Source organism: Paenibacillus sp. G34, assembly GCF_056856875.1.
In genome coordinates this window covers 5,903,594-5,922,284 of the sequence record NZ_CM166469.1, presented here as the reverse complement: position 1 = coordinate 5,922,284, position 18,691 = coordinate 5,903,594, and the positions used below count along the sequence as shown (strand labels likewise).

At 46.1% G+C, this 18,691-nt stretch carries 9 protein-coding genes; 4 read left to right on the top strand and 5 right to left on the bottom strand.

All coding sequences use genetic code 11. The annotated features are described in order from the left end of the window. The first annotated feature begins 45 nt into the window (after positions 1–45). The 3 genes from AC1VYS_RS26715 to AC1VYS_RS26705 all read left to right on the top strand — a co-directional run bounded on the left by AC1VYS_RS26715 (position 46) and on the right by AC1VYS_RS26705 (position 3,449). Positions 46–444 (top strand): lactococcin 972 family bacteriocin, encoded by a 399-nt coding sequence (locus tag AC1VYS_RS26715; RefSeq protein ID WP_482912148.1) that lies wholly within the window; start codon positions 46–48, stop codon positions 442–444. Between the two features lie 136 nt (positions 445–580). Further along, complete coding sequence (locus AC1VYS_RS26710) at positions 581–2,803, top strand: DUF1430 domain-containing protein (RefSeq protein ID WP_482912147.1); 2,223 nt, start codon at positions 581–583, stop codon at positions 2,801–2,803. A gap of 1 nt (position 2,804) precedes the next feature. Beyond that, complete coding sequence (locus AC1VYS_RS26705; protein ID WP_482912146.1) at positions 2,805–3,449, top strand: putative bacteriocin export ABC transporter; 645 nt, start codon at positions 2,805–2,807, stop codon at positions 3,447–3,449. Between the two features lie 495 nt (positions 3,450–3,944). Here the strand turns inward: AC1VYS_RS26705 and AC1VYS_RS26700 are convergent, their stop codons facing one another. The 5 genes from AC1VYS_RS26700 to AC1VYS_RS26680 form a co-directional block, all read right to left on the bottom strand. Beyond that, positions 3,945–10,412: an S-layer homology domain-containing protein gene (locus AC1VYS_RS26700; RefSeq protein WP_482912145.1), complete on the bottom strand. Its 6,468-nt coding sequence runs from the start codon at positions 10,410–10,412 to the stop codon at positions 3,945–3,947. 656 nt (positions 10,413–11,068) lie between these two features. Beyond that, a complete protein-coding gene (locus AC1VYS_RS26695; protein WP_482912144.1) occupies positions 11,069–11,788 on the bottom strand; it encodes a 3-ketoacyl-ACP reductase in 720 nt (239 codons plus the stop codon). Positions 11,789–11,871: 83 nt separating this feature from the next. Further along, complete coding sequence (locus AC1VYS_RS26690) at positions 11,872–12,795, bottom strand: DUF4097 family beta strand repeat-containing protein (protein WP_482912143.1); 924 nt, start codon at positions 12,793–12,795, stop codon at positions 11,872–11,874. Continuing rightward, entirely contained in the window at positions 12,792–13,397 is a 606-nt protein-coding gene (locus AC1VYS_RS26685; protein ID WP_482912142.1) for a DUF1700 domain-containing protein, read from the bottom strand. Before AC1VYS_RS26685 ends, AC1VYS_RS26690 begins: the two co-directional genes overlap by 4 nt. 383 nt (positions 13,398–13,780) lie before the next feature. After that, entirely contained in the window at positions 13,781–15,325 is a 1,545-nt protein-coding gene (locus tag AC1VYS_RS26680) for an FAD-dependent oxidoreductase (protein WP_482912141.1), read from the bottom strand. Positions 15,326–15,694: 369 nt separating this feature from the next. Between AC1VYS_RS26680 and AC1VYS_RS26675 the strand changes: the two genes are divergently transcribed. After that, complete coding sequence (locus tag AC1VYS_RS26675) at positions 15,695–18,526, top strand: glycoside hydrolase family 3 C-terminal domain-containing protein (protein ID WP_482912140.1); 2,832 nt, start codon at positions 15,695–15,697, stop codon at positions 18,524–18,526. The last annotated feature ends 165 nt before the right edge of the window (positions 18,527–18,691 follow it).

Sequence of the window (18,691 nt, the reverse complement as noted above, 5' to 3'; positions counted from 1 at the left end):
TATAGAATTCCGGAATTCTACATAAAATCAAGGGAGTGTTAAATAGTGAAGAAGAAAATTTTAAGTTTGTCTATTGTAGCAGCTGTTCTATTAGTTCCTATCAGCCAAGCTATGGCGCAAAACTCTGCAACTAGTGGATCTGTAGACCTAACTAATGTAATTACAGAAAATCAGCTTACTAAGTTCACCTCTGGTGTAGTGTCTCCTGCGGTAGATGTTGGTGGGGGAACCTGGGATTATGGAACAAGCTGGGTTTTTCCGCTCAGCAAAAAAGTCTGGTCCAATTATAACCATCAAACTAAAATCCATTCTTCTACGGCAAGTATAGGCACGCAGATGTCACGTAGTGGTCAAGTAAATGCTGGAACAACCTCTTACGCGAGCGCCGTCGGGGGTGCCTCCGATGATACCCATGCCTACTGGAATGTATATGAATCAAAATAAGGCATTTTAGTAGACAATTCTTTCTTAAGCATAGAGTTATTCTAATTAAAGAATAATACTATATAAACGAACTGAATCTAGCATAGCTTGATTCAGTTCGTTTCAATTCATGTCTGCTTTGAAGGAGATATTTGATTTGAAAAAACTCATTATCTTATTTTTGATACTATCGTTTTCTCTCTCTATATTTATCAGTTACGAAAATTACGATAAAAAAGAACTTAACCGCATTTTGCTTTTGGAAGAGAAAATAGGATCAGCTTTTTTTATACCTGATGAAGCAGGTCTATCTGATCCCAACGAAATATACCCTATTTTATTAAGCACCTCTTCAGAATTGAAAGTGAATTTAATTCGACCAGCAATTAACAATAAGCCTGATCAGGAAATGGAGTTGGTAAAATACATATTATTAAATGAACCTACTACTCTATTTGATTATATAAAGTTACGGTCTGGGGATTTTTTAAGTATTGATGATACCAAGAATAGTAAGGCTTTTTTATCAACATCTCAAGAAAGTAATGCTCATCAGATGGGTGTTATCCAGGATTTTGCGGGTAATGATAGTATATCTATTAGACCTTTAAAAAGCTCTTTTGATTATTTGCCTGTAAGTGGGTATTACTTTGTAGAAGGAAATCGGGATACTCTAGGGATTTTCTTGAAAAAGTTCACCGATAATATTAATGATTATTTTGAATCGAATAATATGCATATTACTGTATCACCCCAAACTTTTATGAACATGTCTTCTCCAAGAGATGTTTACAAAATTACTTCAAATACAGACATCAAGCTACTACATTATGTACTAGTTATTATTACTGGTTTTTTTGTTCTCTACTACTCATTCCAAGAAGCTAAGCGTCTTGCAATTTATAAATTATTTGGATATTCTCACAAAAGAATTTGGTTAGAGTCAATTGGGAAATGGATATTATACGTATTTTTTACTGCAATGCTGATATCTATTATTCTGTTATCTTTTATCCCAGGCAGTAGCTATTTGTTCATTTCGGATGTTATTATTCAGCAGTGCTTACTATCCTTAATAATTGTCGTTTTAACGTTACCTGCATATACAAGTATGGCGCGTTTAAATGTAACTCATGCACTAAAGAATAAAAAAGGTACCTCCGTTGTTTTAACTATTAATTTGTTGCTTAAAGTAGTAGTCATAATCGCGGTTGTATCTTCTTTTGTTAACGTGGTTACAAATTATAGGGCAATGAAAAATGAAGAATCCACACTTCACAAATGGCAAAAAAGTAACGATTACGGAGTTTTCTATCCTGTAAACATTGGTTATGATTCTGTCGATTTTCAAAATGGCTCCACTCAGTTTATTCGCACAACTGCTAATTACTTATATCCTTTACTTAATCAGATGGGTTCGTTGCTAGTTAATGCTCGCTCGTATGAAACGACAGCTCTTGAACTAGATAAGAACTATGATGGTTATCGATCTGTATATGTTAATCCCAACTTCCTAAACGAGTTCCCTTTGTACGATCAAAGTGGGGAAATTATCAATATTTCTGAAGACGATACAGACTGGATAGTACTTGTGCCTGAACGATTTAAAAAAAAGGAAAATGAACTCTTAAGCTTTTTTCAAACAGAACGTAAACAAAGAGTCGAGTTTGATAAGCAAACTTTAGGAGTTGATGTACCTGAAACAGTGGCTTCTCCTAAAATTCGTATAATTTGGACAACGGATGGACAAGAAGTATTTAGCTTCAACACGGATGTCTACCCACAAAACAATAATAACATTCTCGACCCAATTATTCAGGTTGTTACACTTAAGAATAGTCTACTCGGAGATCGAGATTCCATTTTAGGTGGCGGTAGTACAGATCCCTTAAAAGTGAAATTGATAGATGGTGACACCAAACAAACGTATATGTCAATGAAGTCTTTTCTAAGACAGCTTAAATTGGATGATAACCTTCATTACTTAATTACCGTTGACCAATATATAGCAACTAAACTATACCATCTGAAGGCTCAGTTCTACACTGCCTCGCTTTCATTAATTATTAGCATGTTTATTCTTATTCTTCTACTGCTTCAAAACGTATCTATTGTCTTTAGTAAATATCAGCAAAAATTCATTATAAGAGGAATGTTTGGTTTCTCTGCACCGAGGAGATACAAGGAGTTTTTTGCTTTATTCACTTTGACATGGACTATATCATTACTAGGGATTATTTATATAGAACGTGCATATTCGGCTCAGGCTATTCTGATATGTTTTTCTCTTTTAGCATTAGAACTATGGGGATCATTATTCTGGCTGAAAAGAATCTGGCGAAAGCATATCATACAAGTTATAAAGGGAGGAGGACAGTGACTTGAATCAAAATTCCATTTATGAACTCCATAATGTCAGTAAGTCGTATGGTGACAATAAAGTAATACAGAACTTTGATCTAACGATTTATCAGGGACAATTGATTGCTATTACAGGTAAAAGCGGTTCAGGTAAAACGACATTAATGAACTTGCTAGGTATGTTAGAGCAACCTGATGAAGGTTCCGTGAAATTTAAAGGAGTCACTGCACCTAAGATGGGAAGTCGAGAACAAATGTATATTCTACGAAGTAACATATCCTATTTATTCCAAAACTTTGCCTTGATCGAAAATGACCATGTGAGCAACAACTTAGAGGTGGCTCTGGCCTATAGCGGTCAATCTAAAAAGGAAAGACACAGCTTAAAGATCAATGCTCTGGAGAAAGTAGGCTTGGACATTCCATTGAATAAAAAAGTGTATGAGTTATCTGGAGGAGAACAGCAGCGCCTGGCATTGGCTAGAATTTTATTAAAACCTTGTGATGTTATTTTGGCTGATGAACCGACAGGATCACTAGATTCCATGAATCGCAATTTTGTTTTAAATACGCTGCACGAGCTTCACCAGGAAGGTAAAACCATTATTATAGTGACGCATGATGATATCGTTGCAGAACAATGTGAAAAAAACATCAGTTTATAAAGGACAAATATAATACAGGAAGTAGCACAAATATAATACAGGAAGTAGCACAAATAGGAGCAGGCAGTTTATAATTTCTGGGGTTCTCCCAATAAAAATTCTCTTAAATTTCTGATGTTTTATAGTACTGGAAAATCCCAGTGCCCTTAGTTTTATCAATCCACCATATATAAGAGAAAAGCACCTATTAAGGTGCTTTTCTCTTATATAAATATTGGAGGAGAGCCGTGGCTAATAAATCCATAATTCGTCGCCAAACTGAATCTCCTAAAGGGCCACTCAATAATGTCAAACGGCTAAAATTCGTATTGCCGGATTTGGGAAGTTGTGTTTGCTTCATTGGAGTAGCTACTACTAACTCCCGCATAGTTCATTTCATCGCTTAGTAATAGGGTTTAACGTTCGGGAACCAAGAAATGGTGTAAGTTACACTGCTAGCCGTAGCTGCCTAGCAACCGAAGTCGTTCTATAAAGCGTCTACCGTCGTCCCCTTGCTTAAATCAAGCCGGATTTTTGCAATAGTCCCTGAATAATTTTGGCAACCTCAGCTCTAGTGATGTAATCCTTTGGTGCAAGCTCATTGCTGCTTCTTCCTGATACAATGCCAGCCTCTACAGTATCAGCTACACTGCTCAGTGCCCATGCAGACACAGCTGCCGTATCTTCATAAGGGCGAAGTATTACGTCTGTCGATTGAACAGCAAGATTGCCTTTCAGACTAGTGATCGCCATCGCTTTGGAGAGGATCACCATTGCCTGTTCCCGTGTAATCCTGTCCATCGGACGGAAAGTACCATCTTTAAAACCACCGATCAAATGGTAGGCATAAGCAGTATTGACAGCGCTGCTGTACCAATCTGTTATTTGTACGTCTGAGAATGAGGTTGCTCCACTCTCCGTCTTGAGTCCCAATACGCGAACAATGATGGCTGCAAACTCAGCACGGGTAATATCCCGGTTGGGACTGAACTTATCATTGCCCGTACCATCGATAATCATCCGTGATCCCATGTCGCCCACTGCTTTTTTTGCCCAATGTTTGGCCACATCTTCAAATTCGATTGGATGGTAGACAAGAGAATACGTGCTATTTGTCAAGCTATTGATTTGCGCATAATATTTGCCGTCAATCACGACAATCTTGGTCGGAACATGACGTATAGTTCCGTTTGTCTCAACAACAATTCCTGTGGTAATCTTACTGGAATCAACATCATCCGGAATCACAATATTTCGTTTGACATAGGCATTAAACTTCGATACTTCGATAGTCTTATCTCCGTAGATACCCTTCACCGTGAAGTTTAAAGGCGGTACGACAAGCGTGAACGTTCCCTTGACTGCCGCATTCTCAACAATTTTCACCATATCTGTTGTTGGTTCGGAGATTTCGATTTGTACCTGGATATCTTGCAAGGCTACGAACTTGCCGACTTGCTCGGATATCGTATTAATATTGATTTGTTGCGCTGGAATCGTATAGGTCGCACGATCGGTTTTGATCTCAAGAACAGCTTGCTTATCCTCCATGTTTTTCACCATCTGACCGTTCAATGAGCCGACGGTCACATGGGATTTGTCGTTTAAAAGTATCGCCACCACAGCATTTTGGCCTTCCGTAGCGAGCTTGTCCTCCAGCTTTTTCTGATCAATAAACACGGTTGTAACGGTTTGGCCGTTTCGTTGGGTTCTCGCTACGGTCCCCGCATTTTCCGCTTTACCATTCACAAGAATATCCATTCCCGTATTCGTTTTCTCCGGGATGGTTGGAGTACTAGGCACGGATGGCGTATCGATCGGAACAGTGCTGTTGCCGGCTGACTTTTGCGGAATCACCGCATTTGAATCAGCGGAGGCTGTACTTTTTCCTACACCATTGATCGCTTTCACCGTAAATGTATAGCTCGTTCCATTCGTTAAACCTGTAATTACAATCGGACTTGCCGCCCCTGTTGTGACTACATTCCCTGATGAAACAGTTACTTCATACCCCGTAATCGGACTTCCACCGTTCTCGGTTGGAGCTGTAAAGGTTACGGTGGCTTCTCCGTTTCCAGTTACTGCCGAAACATTCGTTGGGGCTGCTGGTACAGTTGCAGGAGTGGCGGTTGCCTGATTCGATTCCCCACTCAAGCCTTCCGAGTTACCTGCTCTCACTGTAAAGAAATAGGTCGTGCCGTTTAGCAAGTTTTGTGCACTGTAGGCAGAGGAATTGACGATAACAACCGAAGCAGTACTAAGCTGACTTGGATCAGTCGCCATATAAAGGTTGTAATACGTCGCTCCCGTTACCGTACTCCAATTTAGGGTGACCTCACCGTTTCCTCCGACAGCCACAAGGTTTTGCGGATTTGCCGGTGCGTTCGGCATGTTCACAACTTGCATCACTGTAAACGTCACATCCGTCATTTGGGTTGCTGATAACGTTATTGTTGCGGTATATGTCCCCGCTGGTAAGTCATCTTTCGCTTTCACCGTAAAGGTTGACGTGGTCGCTCCGTTCACTAACGTTGTACTTGGTTGCGTAATCACAAAATCGCTAGCATGAATGCCGCTAACCGTTGCCGACAGATTCGACAAATCGCTCGTGCCGGTATTCGTTACGTCAATAGTTTTTGTCTCTTGGGTACCCACAGCATAACCTTGAGTAAGTGCAGCTAACGTTTGATCCGCAATAGGAGCAATCGTATGGGTAGACGCTATGTTTACGTTGATCGTAGCGATACTGCTCGTCGCTGTTGCCGTCTTGGTTCCGCTCACACTGTTGTTCGTGTTCGTCACGACAGCATAGTAGTAGGTCGTGCTTGTCGATGTGGTCGGCGCGGCATAGGTTGTGCTGGTTGCACCTGCGATTGCATTGCCGCCGACCGTGCTGTTTACTGAATTGCTGTACCACTGATAGGACAGCGTTCCGCCGTCATTTACGCTGGCCGCTACGCTCAAGTACGGGTTACTGTCACCTTCGTTAACCGTTTCGCCCGTCGGCTGCGTATCAATGCTTGGTGTTGCCGCGTTGGTCAGAGCGTTTACGTTGACCGTAGCGATACTGCTCGTCGCTGTTGCCGTCTTGGTTCCGCTCACACTGTTGTTCGTGTTCGTCACGACAGCATAGTAGTAGGTCGTGCCTGTCGATGTGGTCGGCGCGGCATAGGTTGCACTGGTTGCACCCGCAATGGCATTGCCGCCGACCGTGCTGTTCACCGAATTGCTGTACCACTGATAGGACAGCGTTCCGCCGTCATTTACGCTGGCCGCTACGCTCATGTACGGGTTACTGTCACCTTCGTTAACCGTGGCGCCCGTCGGCTGCGTATCAATGCTTGGTGTTGCCGCGTTGGTCAGAGCGTTTACGTTGACCGCAGCGATACTGCTCGTCGCTGTTGCCGTCTTGGTTCCGCTCACACTGTTGTTCGTGTTCGTCACGACAGCATAGTAGTAGGTCGTGCCTGTCGATGTGGTCGGCGCGGCATAGGTTGCACTGGTTGCACCCGCAATTGCATTGCCGCCGACCGTGCTGTTTACTGAATTGCTGTACCACTGGTACGACAACGTTCCGCCGTCATTTACGCTGGCCGCTACGCTCAAGTACGGGTTACTGTCACCTTCGTTAACCGTAGCGCCCGTCGGCTGCGTATCAATGCTTGGTGTTGCCGCGTTGGTCAGAGCGTTTACGTTGACCGCAGCGATACTGCTCGTCGCTGTTGCCGTCTTGGTTCCGCTCACACTGTTGTTCGTGTTCGTCACGACAGCATAGTAGTAGGTCGTGCCTGTCGATGTGGTCGGCGCGGCATAGGTTGCACTGGTTGCACTCGCAATTGCATTGCCGCCAACCGTGCTGTTTACTGAATTGCTGTACCACTGGTACGACAACGTTCCGCCGTCATTTACGCTGGCCGCTACGCTCAAGTACGGGTTACTGTCACCTTCGTTAACCGTGGCGCCCGTCGGCTGCGTATCAATGCTTGGTGTTGCCGCGTTGGTCAGAGCGTTTACGTTGACCGCAGCGATACTGCTCGTCGCTGTTGCCGTCTTGGTTCCGCTCACACTGTTGTTCGTGTTCGTCACGACAGCATAGTAGTAGGTCGTGCCTGTCGATGTGGTCGGCGCGGCATAGGTTGTGCTGGTTGCACCCGCAATTGCATTGCCGCCGACCGTGCTGTTTACTGAATTGCTGTACCACTGATAGGACAGCGTTCCGCCGTCATTTACGCTGGCCGCTACGCTCAAGTACGGGTTACTGTCACCTTCGTTAACCGTGGCGCCCGTCGGCTGCGTATCAATGCTTGGTGTTGCCGCGTTGGTCAGAGCGTTTACGTTGACCGCAGCGATACTGCTCGTCGCTGTTGCCGTCTTGGTTCCGCTCACACTGTTGTTCGTGTTCGTCACGACAGCATAGTAGTAGGTCGTACCTGTCGATGTGGTCGGCGCGGCATAGGTTGTACTGGTTGCACCTGCGATTGCATTGCCGCCGACCGTGCTGTTTACTGAATTGCTGTACCACTGATAGGACAGCGTTCCGCCGTCATTTACGCTGGCCGCTACGCTCAAGTACGGGTTACTGTCACCTTCGTTAACCGTGGCGCCCGTCGGCTGCGTATCAATGCTTGGTGTTGCCGCGTGGGTCAGAGCGTTTACGTTGACCGCAGCGATACTGCTCGTCGCTGTTGCCGTCTTGGTTCCGCTCACACTGTTGTTCGTGTTCGTCACGACAGCATAGTAGTAGGTCGTGCCTGTCGATGTGGTCGGCGCGGCATAGGTTGCACTGGTTGCACCTGCGATTGCATTGCCGCCGACCGTGCTGTTTACTGAATTGCTGTACCACTGATAGGACAGCGTTCCGCCGTCATTTACGCTGGCCGCTACGCTCAAGTACGGGTTACTGTCACCTTCGTTAACCGTGGCGCCCGTCGGCTGCGTATCAATGCTTGGTGTTGCCGCGTTGGTCAGAGCGTTTACGTTGACCGCAGCGATACTGCTCGTCGCTGTTGCCGTCTTGGTTCCGCTCACACTGTTGTTCGTGTTCGTCACGATAGCATAGTAGTAGGTCGTGCCTGTCGATGTGGTCGGCGCGGCATAGGTTGCACTGGTTGCACCTGCGATTGCATTGCCGCCGACCGTGCTGTTTACTGAATTGCTGTACCACTGATAGGACAGCGTTCCGCCGTCATTTACGCTGGCCGCTACGCTCAAGTACGGGTTACTGTCACCTTCGTTAACCGTGGCGCCCGTCGGCTGCGTATCAATGCTTGGTGTTGCCGCGTGGGTCAGTGTGGGTATTGTTGGTGATTGCAAAATCAATCCGCTCGCCCCAACCACCACATACTTGCTGTTGGCGTAGATGACACCATATAGAGCACTCAAGGTGCCAGACGTGCGGGCCGTCCAACTCGCTCCGTCACTGGAAGTCAATATCGTTCCGTTTAACCCCACCACCATATAAGTGGCGTTGATGTAGCTTGCATCATAAAGTTCATTGATGGTGCCAGACGTTTGACTCGTCCAGCTCACTCCATCATTGGAGGTCAATATTGTTCCACCTTGCCCCACCACGATGTACTTGCCGTTGTCGTAGTTAACACCGTAAAGATTTTTCATGGTGCCAGACGTTTGATTCGTCCAGCCCGCTCCGTCATTGGAGGTCAGTATCGTTCCATTTGCTCCTATCGCCATATAGGTACCATTGCCGTAAGTGATTTTTCGTAAATCATTGGTAATACCCGAAGAACTACTTGTCCAATTCAATCCGTCACTAGAGATTAATATGGTTCCCTTTGCACCCGACGCAACATATTTGCCGTTGCCGTAGGTGACGGCATAAATAAGATTCGAAGTGCCTGATGTTTGGCTCGTCCAACTCGTTCCGTCATTAGAGGTCAATATCTTTCCACCATAACCCACCGCCACGTATGTGCCGTTGCCATAGCTGAAGCCGTATAGAGGAAACGAGGTGCCCGACGAGCGGGCCGTCCAGTTCGCTCCGTCACTGGAGGTCACAATCGTCCCCCCATTGCCCCCCGTTATATACATGCCGTTTAAGTGGCTGATACCCAAAAGATGATTTGGGGTAACACTTGACAGGGGGCTTGTCCAGCTCGATCCGTCACTGGAGGCCAAAATCGTTCCACCATAACCTACCGCTATAAACGTGCCGTTTATGTAATTGAGGCCAGCAAGATTATTCGCGGTGCCCGACGTACGGGTCAGCCAGCTCACTCCGTCACTGGAGGTTACGATCGTCCCACCTACGCCCACAGCCACATATGTACCGTTGGCGTATACGAAGCCAACAAGATTATTTGTGGTTCCCGACGAGCGGCTGGTCCAGTTCGTTCCGTCGCAGGAAGTCAATATTGTTCCACTTTGCCCCACCACCACGTACGTGCCGTTGGCGTAGCTTACACCCAATAGACCATTTGTGGTTCCCGGAGAGCGGTTCGTCCAACTTACTCCGTCACTGGAGGTCAAGATTGTCCCGACTGAGCCCACCGCTATATACATGCCATTGAAGTAGTTAACGGCAAAAATAAATTGCGTGGTGCCCGACGCCTGGCTCGTCCAGTTCACTCCGTCACTGGAGGTCAAAATTGTGCCATTTGCTCCTACCGCGAAATACGAGCCGTTGATGTAATTGACTGTACGAAGTTCATTCGTGGTGCCTGAATCGCGGATGATCCAGCTCACTCCGTCACTGGAGGTCAATATCTTTCCACTTTGTCCCACCGCCACATACGTGCCGTTGCTATAGGCAACACCATTTAATTGAATTGCGGTGCCCACTGTGCGGGTCATCCAGTTCAATCCGTCACTGGAGGTCAACACCGTTCCATTTGTCCCAACCGCTACATACATGCCGTTGCCATAGGTCACACCAATCATATTTTGTCCGATGGATCGGATGTACCAATTATCAAGGGAGCTTGTTATGGGTGCTGCATTTGCTTCTTGCCCCCAATTGGTCGGCATAAATGTGCTAATTAGCAACAAAAACGACAATTGTATTCGAACGATTTTATAAGCTATTTGTTTCCAATCAGAAAAATTTGAACTGAATTTTCTTGCCTTTTCTCCTTGATTCGACAAGTTTCATCTTCCTTCCCCAAGTCTCTATACTATAGCACGCTAGACCATATCACATTACTCTAAACAAATTCTGAACAAGTTTTGAACAACAAAAAAAGCCCCATCCTATAGGCTGGTGCCTTTCTGTTGTTATATGGAGGAGAGGGGAGTCTTGTCTCTATCCAAAGATATTGATACATAAGCTAGTAGGGGAGTTATAATGTCACCCGAGTGTATCAGTATTGAGCCAAGACAGGATTAGCCCAAGCAGGGATATAATCTACACAATAGATCAATTGCACTTTCATGATTTCCGCTATAATGATAGGCATTGTTTCCAGCAAACACAGTCATAACTGGTTTGGTTTCACTCATGATATTCAAACTCCTTACGTTTCCCAGCAGAGTCATATCTAATTTCGAATTGATTACCTTCATCATACTCACGAATACGTTAGATATCCTTTATATCATAAACATAAAAACCACCAACCAGAATGCTGGTTGGTGGTGTCTTCATTGTATGCTTTAATTCATTCTTGCAAACCTTCACTCACGCCTTACTGTGGATTGGTTGTCCAAATGCCCGCAGCTTTGACGAATACGCGATCAGATAGCTTAAGTGTTGCCAGTGCCAGTTCGGCTACGTCTTCGGCTTGCATCATGCGATCCTCGTCTCCGATTTTGAGTCCGGCATTTACAGCCAGTTCCGTATTAACGGTGCTTGGTGTTAACGCGGTAACACGAATGTTGGATTTACGAACTTCCTGCATTAAGGATTCCGTCATGCCAAGCAATGCGAATTTGGAGGCACAATACGCTGAACCTGTAGCGAATCCACGCTCACCTGCTGTTGAAGCAATGTTAATGATGCTGCCGCTGCTTTCTTTGATCATGCTTGGAAGCACGGCACGTGTTACATAGTATGTACCCATGACATTCACATGCAGGATGCGTTCCCACTCTTCAGGGTCCATCTCTAGCAGTGTACCGAAACTTCCGATCCCTGCATTGTTAATGAGAATATCGACTGCTCCCAGCTCCATCTCGATGGCTGCCACTGCTGCTTCAGCTTGAGAGCGATCCGAGATGTCTGCTGCAGCACTCGTTACTTTTACACCATATTCCTTACTTAGAGACTCTTGAAGAGACTGCAGATCGGAAGCCGTGCGGGCGATCAGTCCAAGATGTACGCCTTCTTTGGCGAGGGATTCCGCGATAGCACGCCCGATACCTTTACCTGCGCCAGTAATGATGGCTGTTTTATTTTTAAGTTCCATAGGAATATTCCTCCTCAGCATTTGGGTTAGCACTTGATTATACTATACTTTACCCAATGATCGGAAATATGCTTCATCACACGTTAGCGCGGTTGGGTGATTCGAATGCTGCCAGAAGTCGTACGTGCCTGGATCACATCCTGACTTATGCCTGGTGACTCCGGTATATTAACGTCGCCCGAAGTAGCCTTGGCCTCATAGATCCCATCAAAATCAGGCGCGGCTTGAATGGATATATCTCCCGATGTCCCTGATACCTGAATAGGTGCTGCGTGTGATTGCTGGATATCAATACTGCCGGAAGTGAACTTTACATCAGCTTCACCATTCAATTGAGTAATTTCCACATCTCCTGATTGAATTACGCTGTTTACTTTTCCATCGATTCGGGTTGCCGTGAAGCTTCCTGATGTCTGTTCTACGGCTAAATCCCCTTGGATCGCAGAAGCATCAATGTCCCCTGAGGTCAAAGACAATTCCATGCGAGGAACCTGAATATCATTCAGAACGATGGAGCCTGAGGTGCTTTTCATCTCCAAATGTTCAGCATGTAGCCCGGTTATATCCCAATCCGCTGAGGTAGAGTGTAATGTGACATCATTTAAAGGGTATCCTGCTGGTAAAGCCACGGTTATTCTTGAATCTTGTTCCCCCCAGTTCCAATTAAAAGAGAACAACTTTAGACGATTGTGTTTCTGTAGTGACAGCTCAAATGTGCCATCCGTAAAACGGGCCTCCTTGAAACTTTGGATAACCTCTGGTTCCCACTTTCCATCCACTTCGATATACGCGGTGTTGTCTGGACTAACGATGAATTCAATATCAGCATTAAAGTTGCCATCCAGCTGAATATTTTGCAGATCATCTTGCAGTCCCCCGGTGCCCAGTTCCCAACGCTTGCTATATGCTTCCCTTTCATCCTTGAACTGAAAACCAAAGACCGATGTTCCAAGTAAACCTATTCCAATGCAGACGAGAGCCAGTGCTACCCATTTTTTAGTGCTCATGCAGAAACATCCCCTTTCATCACGTTTATATTCCACCGAATATAATGGAGTGTTACCTTTTTAAATGCGATAAAGATAAATTTGGAGGCTAGGGCGAACAGAATACCGATACCCAGCAACCCAATGGCAACGAAAATTTCTGTTGTTTCAAGGTGATTTCGATACAGATAGTCGACGGCAGCAGCGACAGGAGCAAGAGCAAACAAAGACAGGCTTGCTATCGTAAGCCACACGGACCAGAGGCTAAGACCGATCGGAATCATAAGTGCAAGGTTAAGGAAGATCAAACCGATGCATACAAAAAAGTTCCGCGTAGCCCGATTGTGATTAACAGGTGGTTTGATCTCTCTGAACGGAGGTGTATCGAAGGAAACTCTACCGGATGAGTCAGAGTATGGGTTAGAGTAATACTGTTCACCGAGTACTTTGCGTGCGATCTCCTCCGGGTGGCCGAGTTCACGTGCAATGTCTTCCTCCGATTTGCCTTCACGTAACCCTAACGTGAACCTTTGGGCATAATCTGCAAGGAGTTCAGCACGTTCCAACCGGTCCATCGGACGTAAAACCAATTCCATAGCTTGCATAAATTGTTGTCTATTCATCTTGTGTTCCTTTCACACCCTTATTTTTGAATGAATGTTTACTTTCACATCGTTTCTTGCTGTTGATCCTGTTTGAAAATCATTCGTATTCGTATGTATGGTTTAGTACAGGATTTAGTACAGTGGTAGTGGACTTTCATCTCAACAATTTACATATTTATCCAATGTAAGGCTGTGTTATAACATACTTCTATACCAGCATACAGAAAAACCGGGTCGGCTGCTTCCGTCTGGAGGCGGATACCGATCCGGTCTATGAGATGAGATGTACTTTAGGAAGCGCTACGTATATTCACACATGGAGTTCATAATACATCCTGTGTTCATTTGGTGCGGCTTTTAAGCTGTATGCTAAATGCTATATGGCTTACTTCTAATTGTATTTACTGCTGCTGCACATCCAGAACAGGCAAGTCTTCTACAGCAGGGCCTTCGATCACGTGACCTTCATAATTGAAACGTGAGCCGTGACACGGGCAGTCCCAGGAACGTTCCCCATTATTCCACTCCACTTCGCATCCCAAGTGGGTGCATGTCGTGTCCACCAGGAACAGCTTGCCGCTGGTGTCCTTATAGGCACCGGCCCTTTTACCGTTATGACGCACAACTGCGCCTTCGTCGTTGCTAAGCTCGTTTATATTTTTGTGCACGATGCCGACCTTGCCTGCAATTAACTCCTTCGCAACATTGACGTTCTCTACGATAAAGTGTTTGAAACCCGGGTCTGCCTTGAATCTTGCCGGATCAAATACTTCTGCGTGCGGATTATCCCTTCCGGTAATTCGGTCTGCCAGCAGATGTCCGGCCATCGTGCCTGTGGTCATACCCCATTTGGCAAAACCTGTAGCAACATAGATCCGTTCATGCCTTCCGGTAATTGGCCCGATGTAGGGCACTTTATCTATGGAGATCAGATCCTGGGCTGACCAGCGAAACGGGATGTTACGGATCCCAAACGTCTCGGATGCATATTTCTCCAGGCGCTCGTAGTGACCAAAGGTACAGATGCCTTGGCCGGTTTTATGATTCTCTCCCCCGAACAGAATATGTTCTTTACCATTATGGATAACAGCACGAAGCGAACGGGCCGGATCATCATCAGAGATGTACATACCACCTGCATAGGGCTTCTCAGGCTCAACCATCACAGCATAAGACCGTTCAGCATGAAGTCGCGTAAAGTAAAATCCGGGATCGTATACGGGAAAATGGGAAGCGACAACGATATGCTCTGCCGTCACGAATGAACCATTATAGGTTCTTATTTTCAAAGAGGCTTCTTCTTCCACATCGGTTACCGTTGTATGTTCATAGACACGTACCCCTTGCTTCACGGCTGAAGCAAGCAAGTAATGCAGGTAAGCTAACGGGTCGAAACGTGCTTGCCCAGGCATGCGAATGCCTGCTCTGGCTGGGACGGGGATCGGAAGGGGATCTACCCATTCACCAGGGATGTTGAGTTTGCCATAAGCGGTCAGCTCAATCTCCAGCTTTTTGATATTGTCTTCGGACTGAATATAAACGTAGGCATCCTCATCAGCCCACTGACATTCGATCTGCTTTTCCTTGACCAGACTACGCATCCAGCTGGCCGCATTTGCATTCCCTTCATAGTACATCCGTGCCTGTTCATGTCCGAAGTGATGCATGATTTCATCATAGATGACACCATGCTGTGCAGATACTTTAGCCGTTGTATGGCCTGTTGTGCCGTCCAGTACTTTTCCGGCTTCAAGCAAAACCACACTCAGACCAGACTGGGCCAGCAAGTACGCTGTTGTAATACCTGCGATCCCTGCTCCGATAATCGCTACATCAGCTGTGGTATCCTCTGTTAATTTCGGATAAGATTCCAATGTATTCGCGGCACGCCATAGAGATTCGGGAACCGGGGGCAAGTTTGTCTTCAACTGCTCATTGTTATTCATGGATTGGTTTCCTCCTAAATCATGATTACAGCATAATAGGGGCCGTTCAGAAGTTGAAGCCCCTGTACTTCTAATCAGGATTGCCAGAGTATGCCAGAAAAAAACGAGCAGTCTCATATTTTACGAAAGGAAAGGGCGGGCTTCTTGAAATGTACCTCTATTTTTTTATATCAGAATGTTTTATAGTAGGATTATCGAAACCGTTTTAGTTTTTTTCTATGTTTCTCTTAAAATATCGTTATATCATGTTTTATAAAGGGTTTTTGTTTATTTTAGAGGTGTAATCAAGCAAGTATAGGCCGTTATTATGAATTGAAATGTATTCGCTATCATAATGAATAAATACGATTTAATAAAAGGAGATTTGATATGACAACCCATCAAACGAAATATCCATTTCAAGATACGACCATGGCACTAAATGATCGAGTGAAGGATCTTGTATCCCGTCTGACGGACGATGAAAAAATTGAATCTATGTTGCAATACCAGCCTGCGGTTGAACGCTTGGGTGTTGCTGCCTACAAACATGGAACAGAAGCCGCACACGGCTTGGCTTGGCTCGGTGAAGCCACCTCGTTCCCGCAACCTGTAGGACTGGCATGTACGTGGGATACAGACCTGATGAAAGAGATCGGCTCCGTCATCGGAGACGAAGCACGTGTATTTTACAAACGGAATCCTGCCGTCAACGGTCTTACGCTTTGGGCACCCACGGTGGATATGGAACGTGACCCGCGCTGGGGACGAAACGAAGAGGCATATGGCGAGGACCCGGAACTGACTGCAGAACTGGCAACGGCTTTAGTCAAAGGCATTCAAGGTGACCATCCCAAGTATTACAAAGCTGTGGCAACGCTCAAACACTTCCTTGGCAACAATAACGAAGTGGATCGTGGTAGCGGCTCATCCAGCATTGATCCGCGCAATATGCGTGAATATTATTTGAAAGCATTCGAGAAGCCTTTTAAAGAAGGTGGAGCACAGTCAATGATGACCGCGTATAACTCGATTAATGGCACGCCAGCTCTGTTGCATCCTTTTGTGAACGAGATTGTTAAAGGTGAATGGGGCATGGATGGATTCATCGTCAGTGACGCGGGCGACGTGATGGGAATCAAGAATGATCATCAATATTATGATTCTCACACACCGGGTACGGTGGAGTCGGTCCAAGCAGGGATTGACAGCATCACCGATGATGCTGAGCTGTCCAAGCAAGCACTTCGTGAAGGGTTGGAGCAGGGGCTGCTAAGCATGGAAGATATCGATACAGCCTTGTTCAACACATTCCGTGTGCGATTCCGTCTGGGGGAGTTTGATCCGGAAGAAGGCAATCCGTACGCTGCAATTGGCGAGGAGTCCATGATGACGGAGAAAGCCAGAGCGCTGTCTCTTCGGGCGGCAAGAGAACAAGTGGTATTGCTCAAAAACGATAAAAACACCCTTCCATTGGACAAAACAAAAGCAGGCAAAGTAGCTGTGATTGGGCAACTCGGCGGAACGGTCTATCGGGACTGGTATGCGGGTACGATGCCCTACAGCGTAACCCCTCTGGAAGCGATTCGAAGTAAGGTCGGCAATGATAACGTTGCCTTCCAAGACGGTGATAATCGCATTACGCTGACATCTGTAGCAAGTGGTAGAAAGCTGGGCCTTGTTAGAGCAGAGGGCTCATCTGAGATGGAAGTGCAAGCTTCAGAAGAAGCTGAAACATTCCGGGTGACGGATTGGGGATTTGGCAGTTACACGTTGCAGGCGGAGAGTAACGGCAAATACCTAACCACGGATGAAGAATCGGTAACCGCCTCGGCTAATGAGGTATATGGCTGGTTTGTCAAAGAAGTATTTCATCTGTTGCCACAGGCGGATGGTTGTGTGGGGCTGACAACATGGAATAATAAAATTGTAACCACACTGAATGATGGAAATGATGCGCTCAAGGTCTCCGAAGAGTTGAAAGCATTCGGTGCAACAGAGACATTCGAGCAAGATCTCGTAACCAGCGGGATTGACGAAGCTGTTGCTGCTGCCAAAGAAGCTGAGACAGCGATTGTATTTGTCGGTAACAACCCGCTCGTTAACGGTAAAGAAGAAGTGGACCGCCCAAGCCTGGAGCTGGCTGATTCACAGCTTCAGCTGGTAAAGGCTGTGCATGAAGCTAACCCGAACACCGTAGTGGTGATTGTAGGAAGTTATCCTTTTACCTGCAACTGGGTTCAGGAGAATATTCCAGCTGTCCTGTATACGTCACACGCCGGACAGGAGCTGGGTAACGCAGTCGCTGACGTATTGTACGGAGACTACGCACCAGCGGGCCGTCTGAACATGACCTGGGTGCAATCCGAAGATCAACTACCTGATATTCGGGATTATGACATTATCCAAGCGGGCCGCACGTATCAATATTTTGAAGGCAATGTGTTATATCCGTTCGGACATGGTCTGACTTATGCTTCATTTAAATACAGCAATCTGGAGGTTAGTCCTGCACAAGCGGGCAAAGAAGACCTCGTTACGATCCGTGTAGATGTGACCAATACAGGTTCAATTGACAGTGACGAAGTGGTTCAGCTGTACGTGCGTGCAGGTAAGTCCAGAGTTAAACGTCCACTCAAAACGCTAAAAGCGTTCCGCCGCCTGCATATTGAGGCCGGAGCAACAGCGACCGTTCATTTTGACCTGCCCGTTCAGGAACTGGCGATCTGGGATGTTACCCGTGATCGCTATGTGGTGGAGGACGGCATCTATTACATTATGGCTGCCAAATCTTCCTCGGATGTGCAGTTAGTCGCGGATCTGAAGGTAGAAGGGGAGACAATCCCTGCACGTGACTTGAGTGTGACTACACGCGCCGAGAACTACGATGCGTATCTGGGTGTGGAGCTGGATGAGTGCAAAGAGGGCGGAACAGCTGTCCGTGTTATTGGTGAGCAAGGATGGATTGCCTTTAAGGACACCGACCTTGGCAACGGGGCCACCACGTTTGAAGCTCGCGTATCCTCAGAACAGCAGGGAGGTGTGCTGGAGGTGAGATTGGGTACGCCGGATGGTACAATTGCAGGACGTCTGGAACTGGCACAAGGCGATGCCCAGCATTGGTCTACGGTAAGAGCTGAACTGACAGGTGCATCAGGCGTGCAGGATGTTTACCTGTTGTTACCTGCGGGTGTCCGTGTTCGTCATTTAGAGGTGCGTTAACTGTCAGGATGGAACAAGAGTGAGGTTAGGGATCAGTTAGATATAGAAGGAGGAGGTTAGGGACCAGTTAGAAATAGAAGGAGGTTGCTAATCTTCTTTGATTCCTAACCTTTATAAGTATGAGGTCAGCCCGTTTTTATGGGCTGGCCTTTTTTGGTTTTTATA

Coding starts and splice junctions, on each gene's coding strand:
- AC1VYS_RS26700 (WP_482912145.1), bottom strand. CDS start 10,412: ATGCCGACCAATTGGGGGCAAGAAGCAAATGCAGCACCCATAACAAGC.
- AC1VYS_RS26695 (WP_482912144.1), bottom strand. CDS start 11,788: ATGGAACTTAAAAATAAAACAGCCATCATTACTGGCGCAGGTAAAGGT.
- AC1VYS_RS26690 (WP_482912143.1), bottom strand. CDS start 12,795: ATGAGCACTAAAAAATGGGTAGCACTGGCTCTCGTCTGCATTGGAATA.
- AC1VYS_RS26685 (WP_482912142.1), bottom strand. CDS start 13,397: ATGAATAGACAACAATTTATGCAAGCTATGGAATTGGTTTTACGTCCG.
- AC1VYS_RS26680 (WP_482912141.1), bottom strand. CDS start 15,325: ATGAATAACAATGAGCAGTTGAAGACAAACTTGCCCCCGGTTCCCGAA.
- AC1VYS_RS26675 (WP_482912140.1), top strand. CDS start 15,695: ATGACAACCCATCAAACGAAATATCCATTTCAAGATACGACCATGGCA.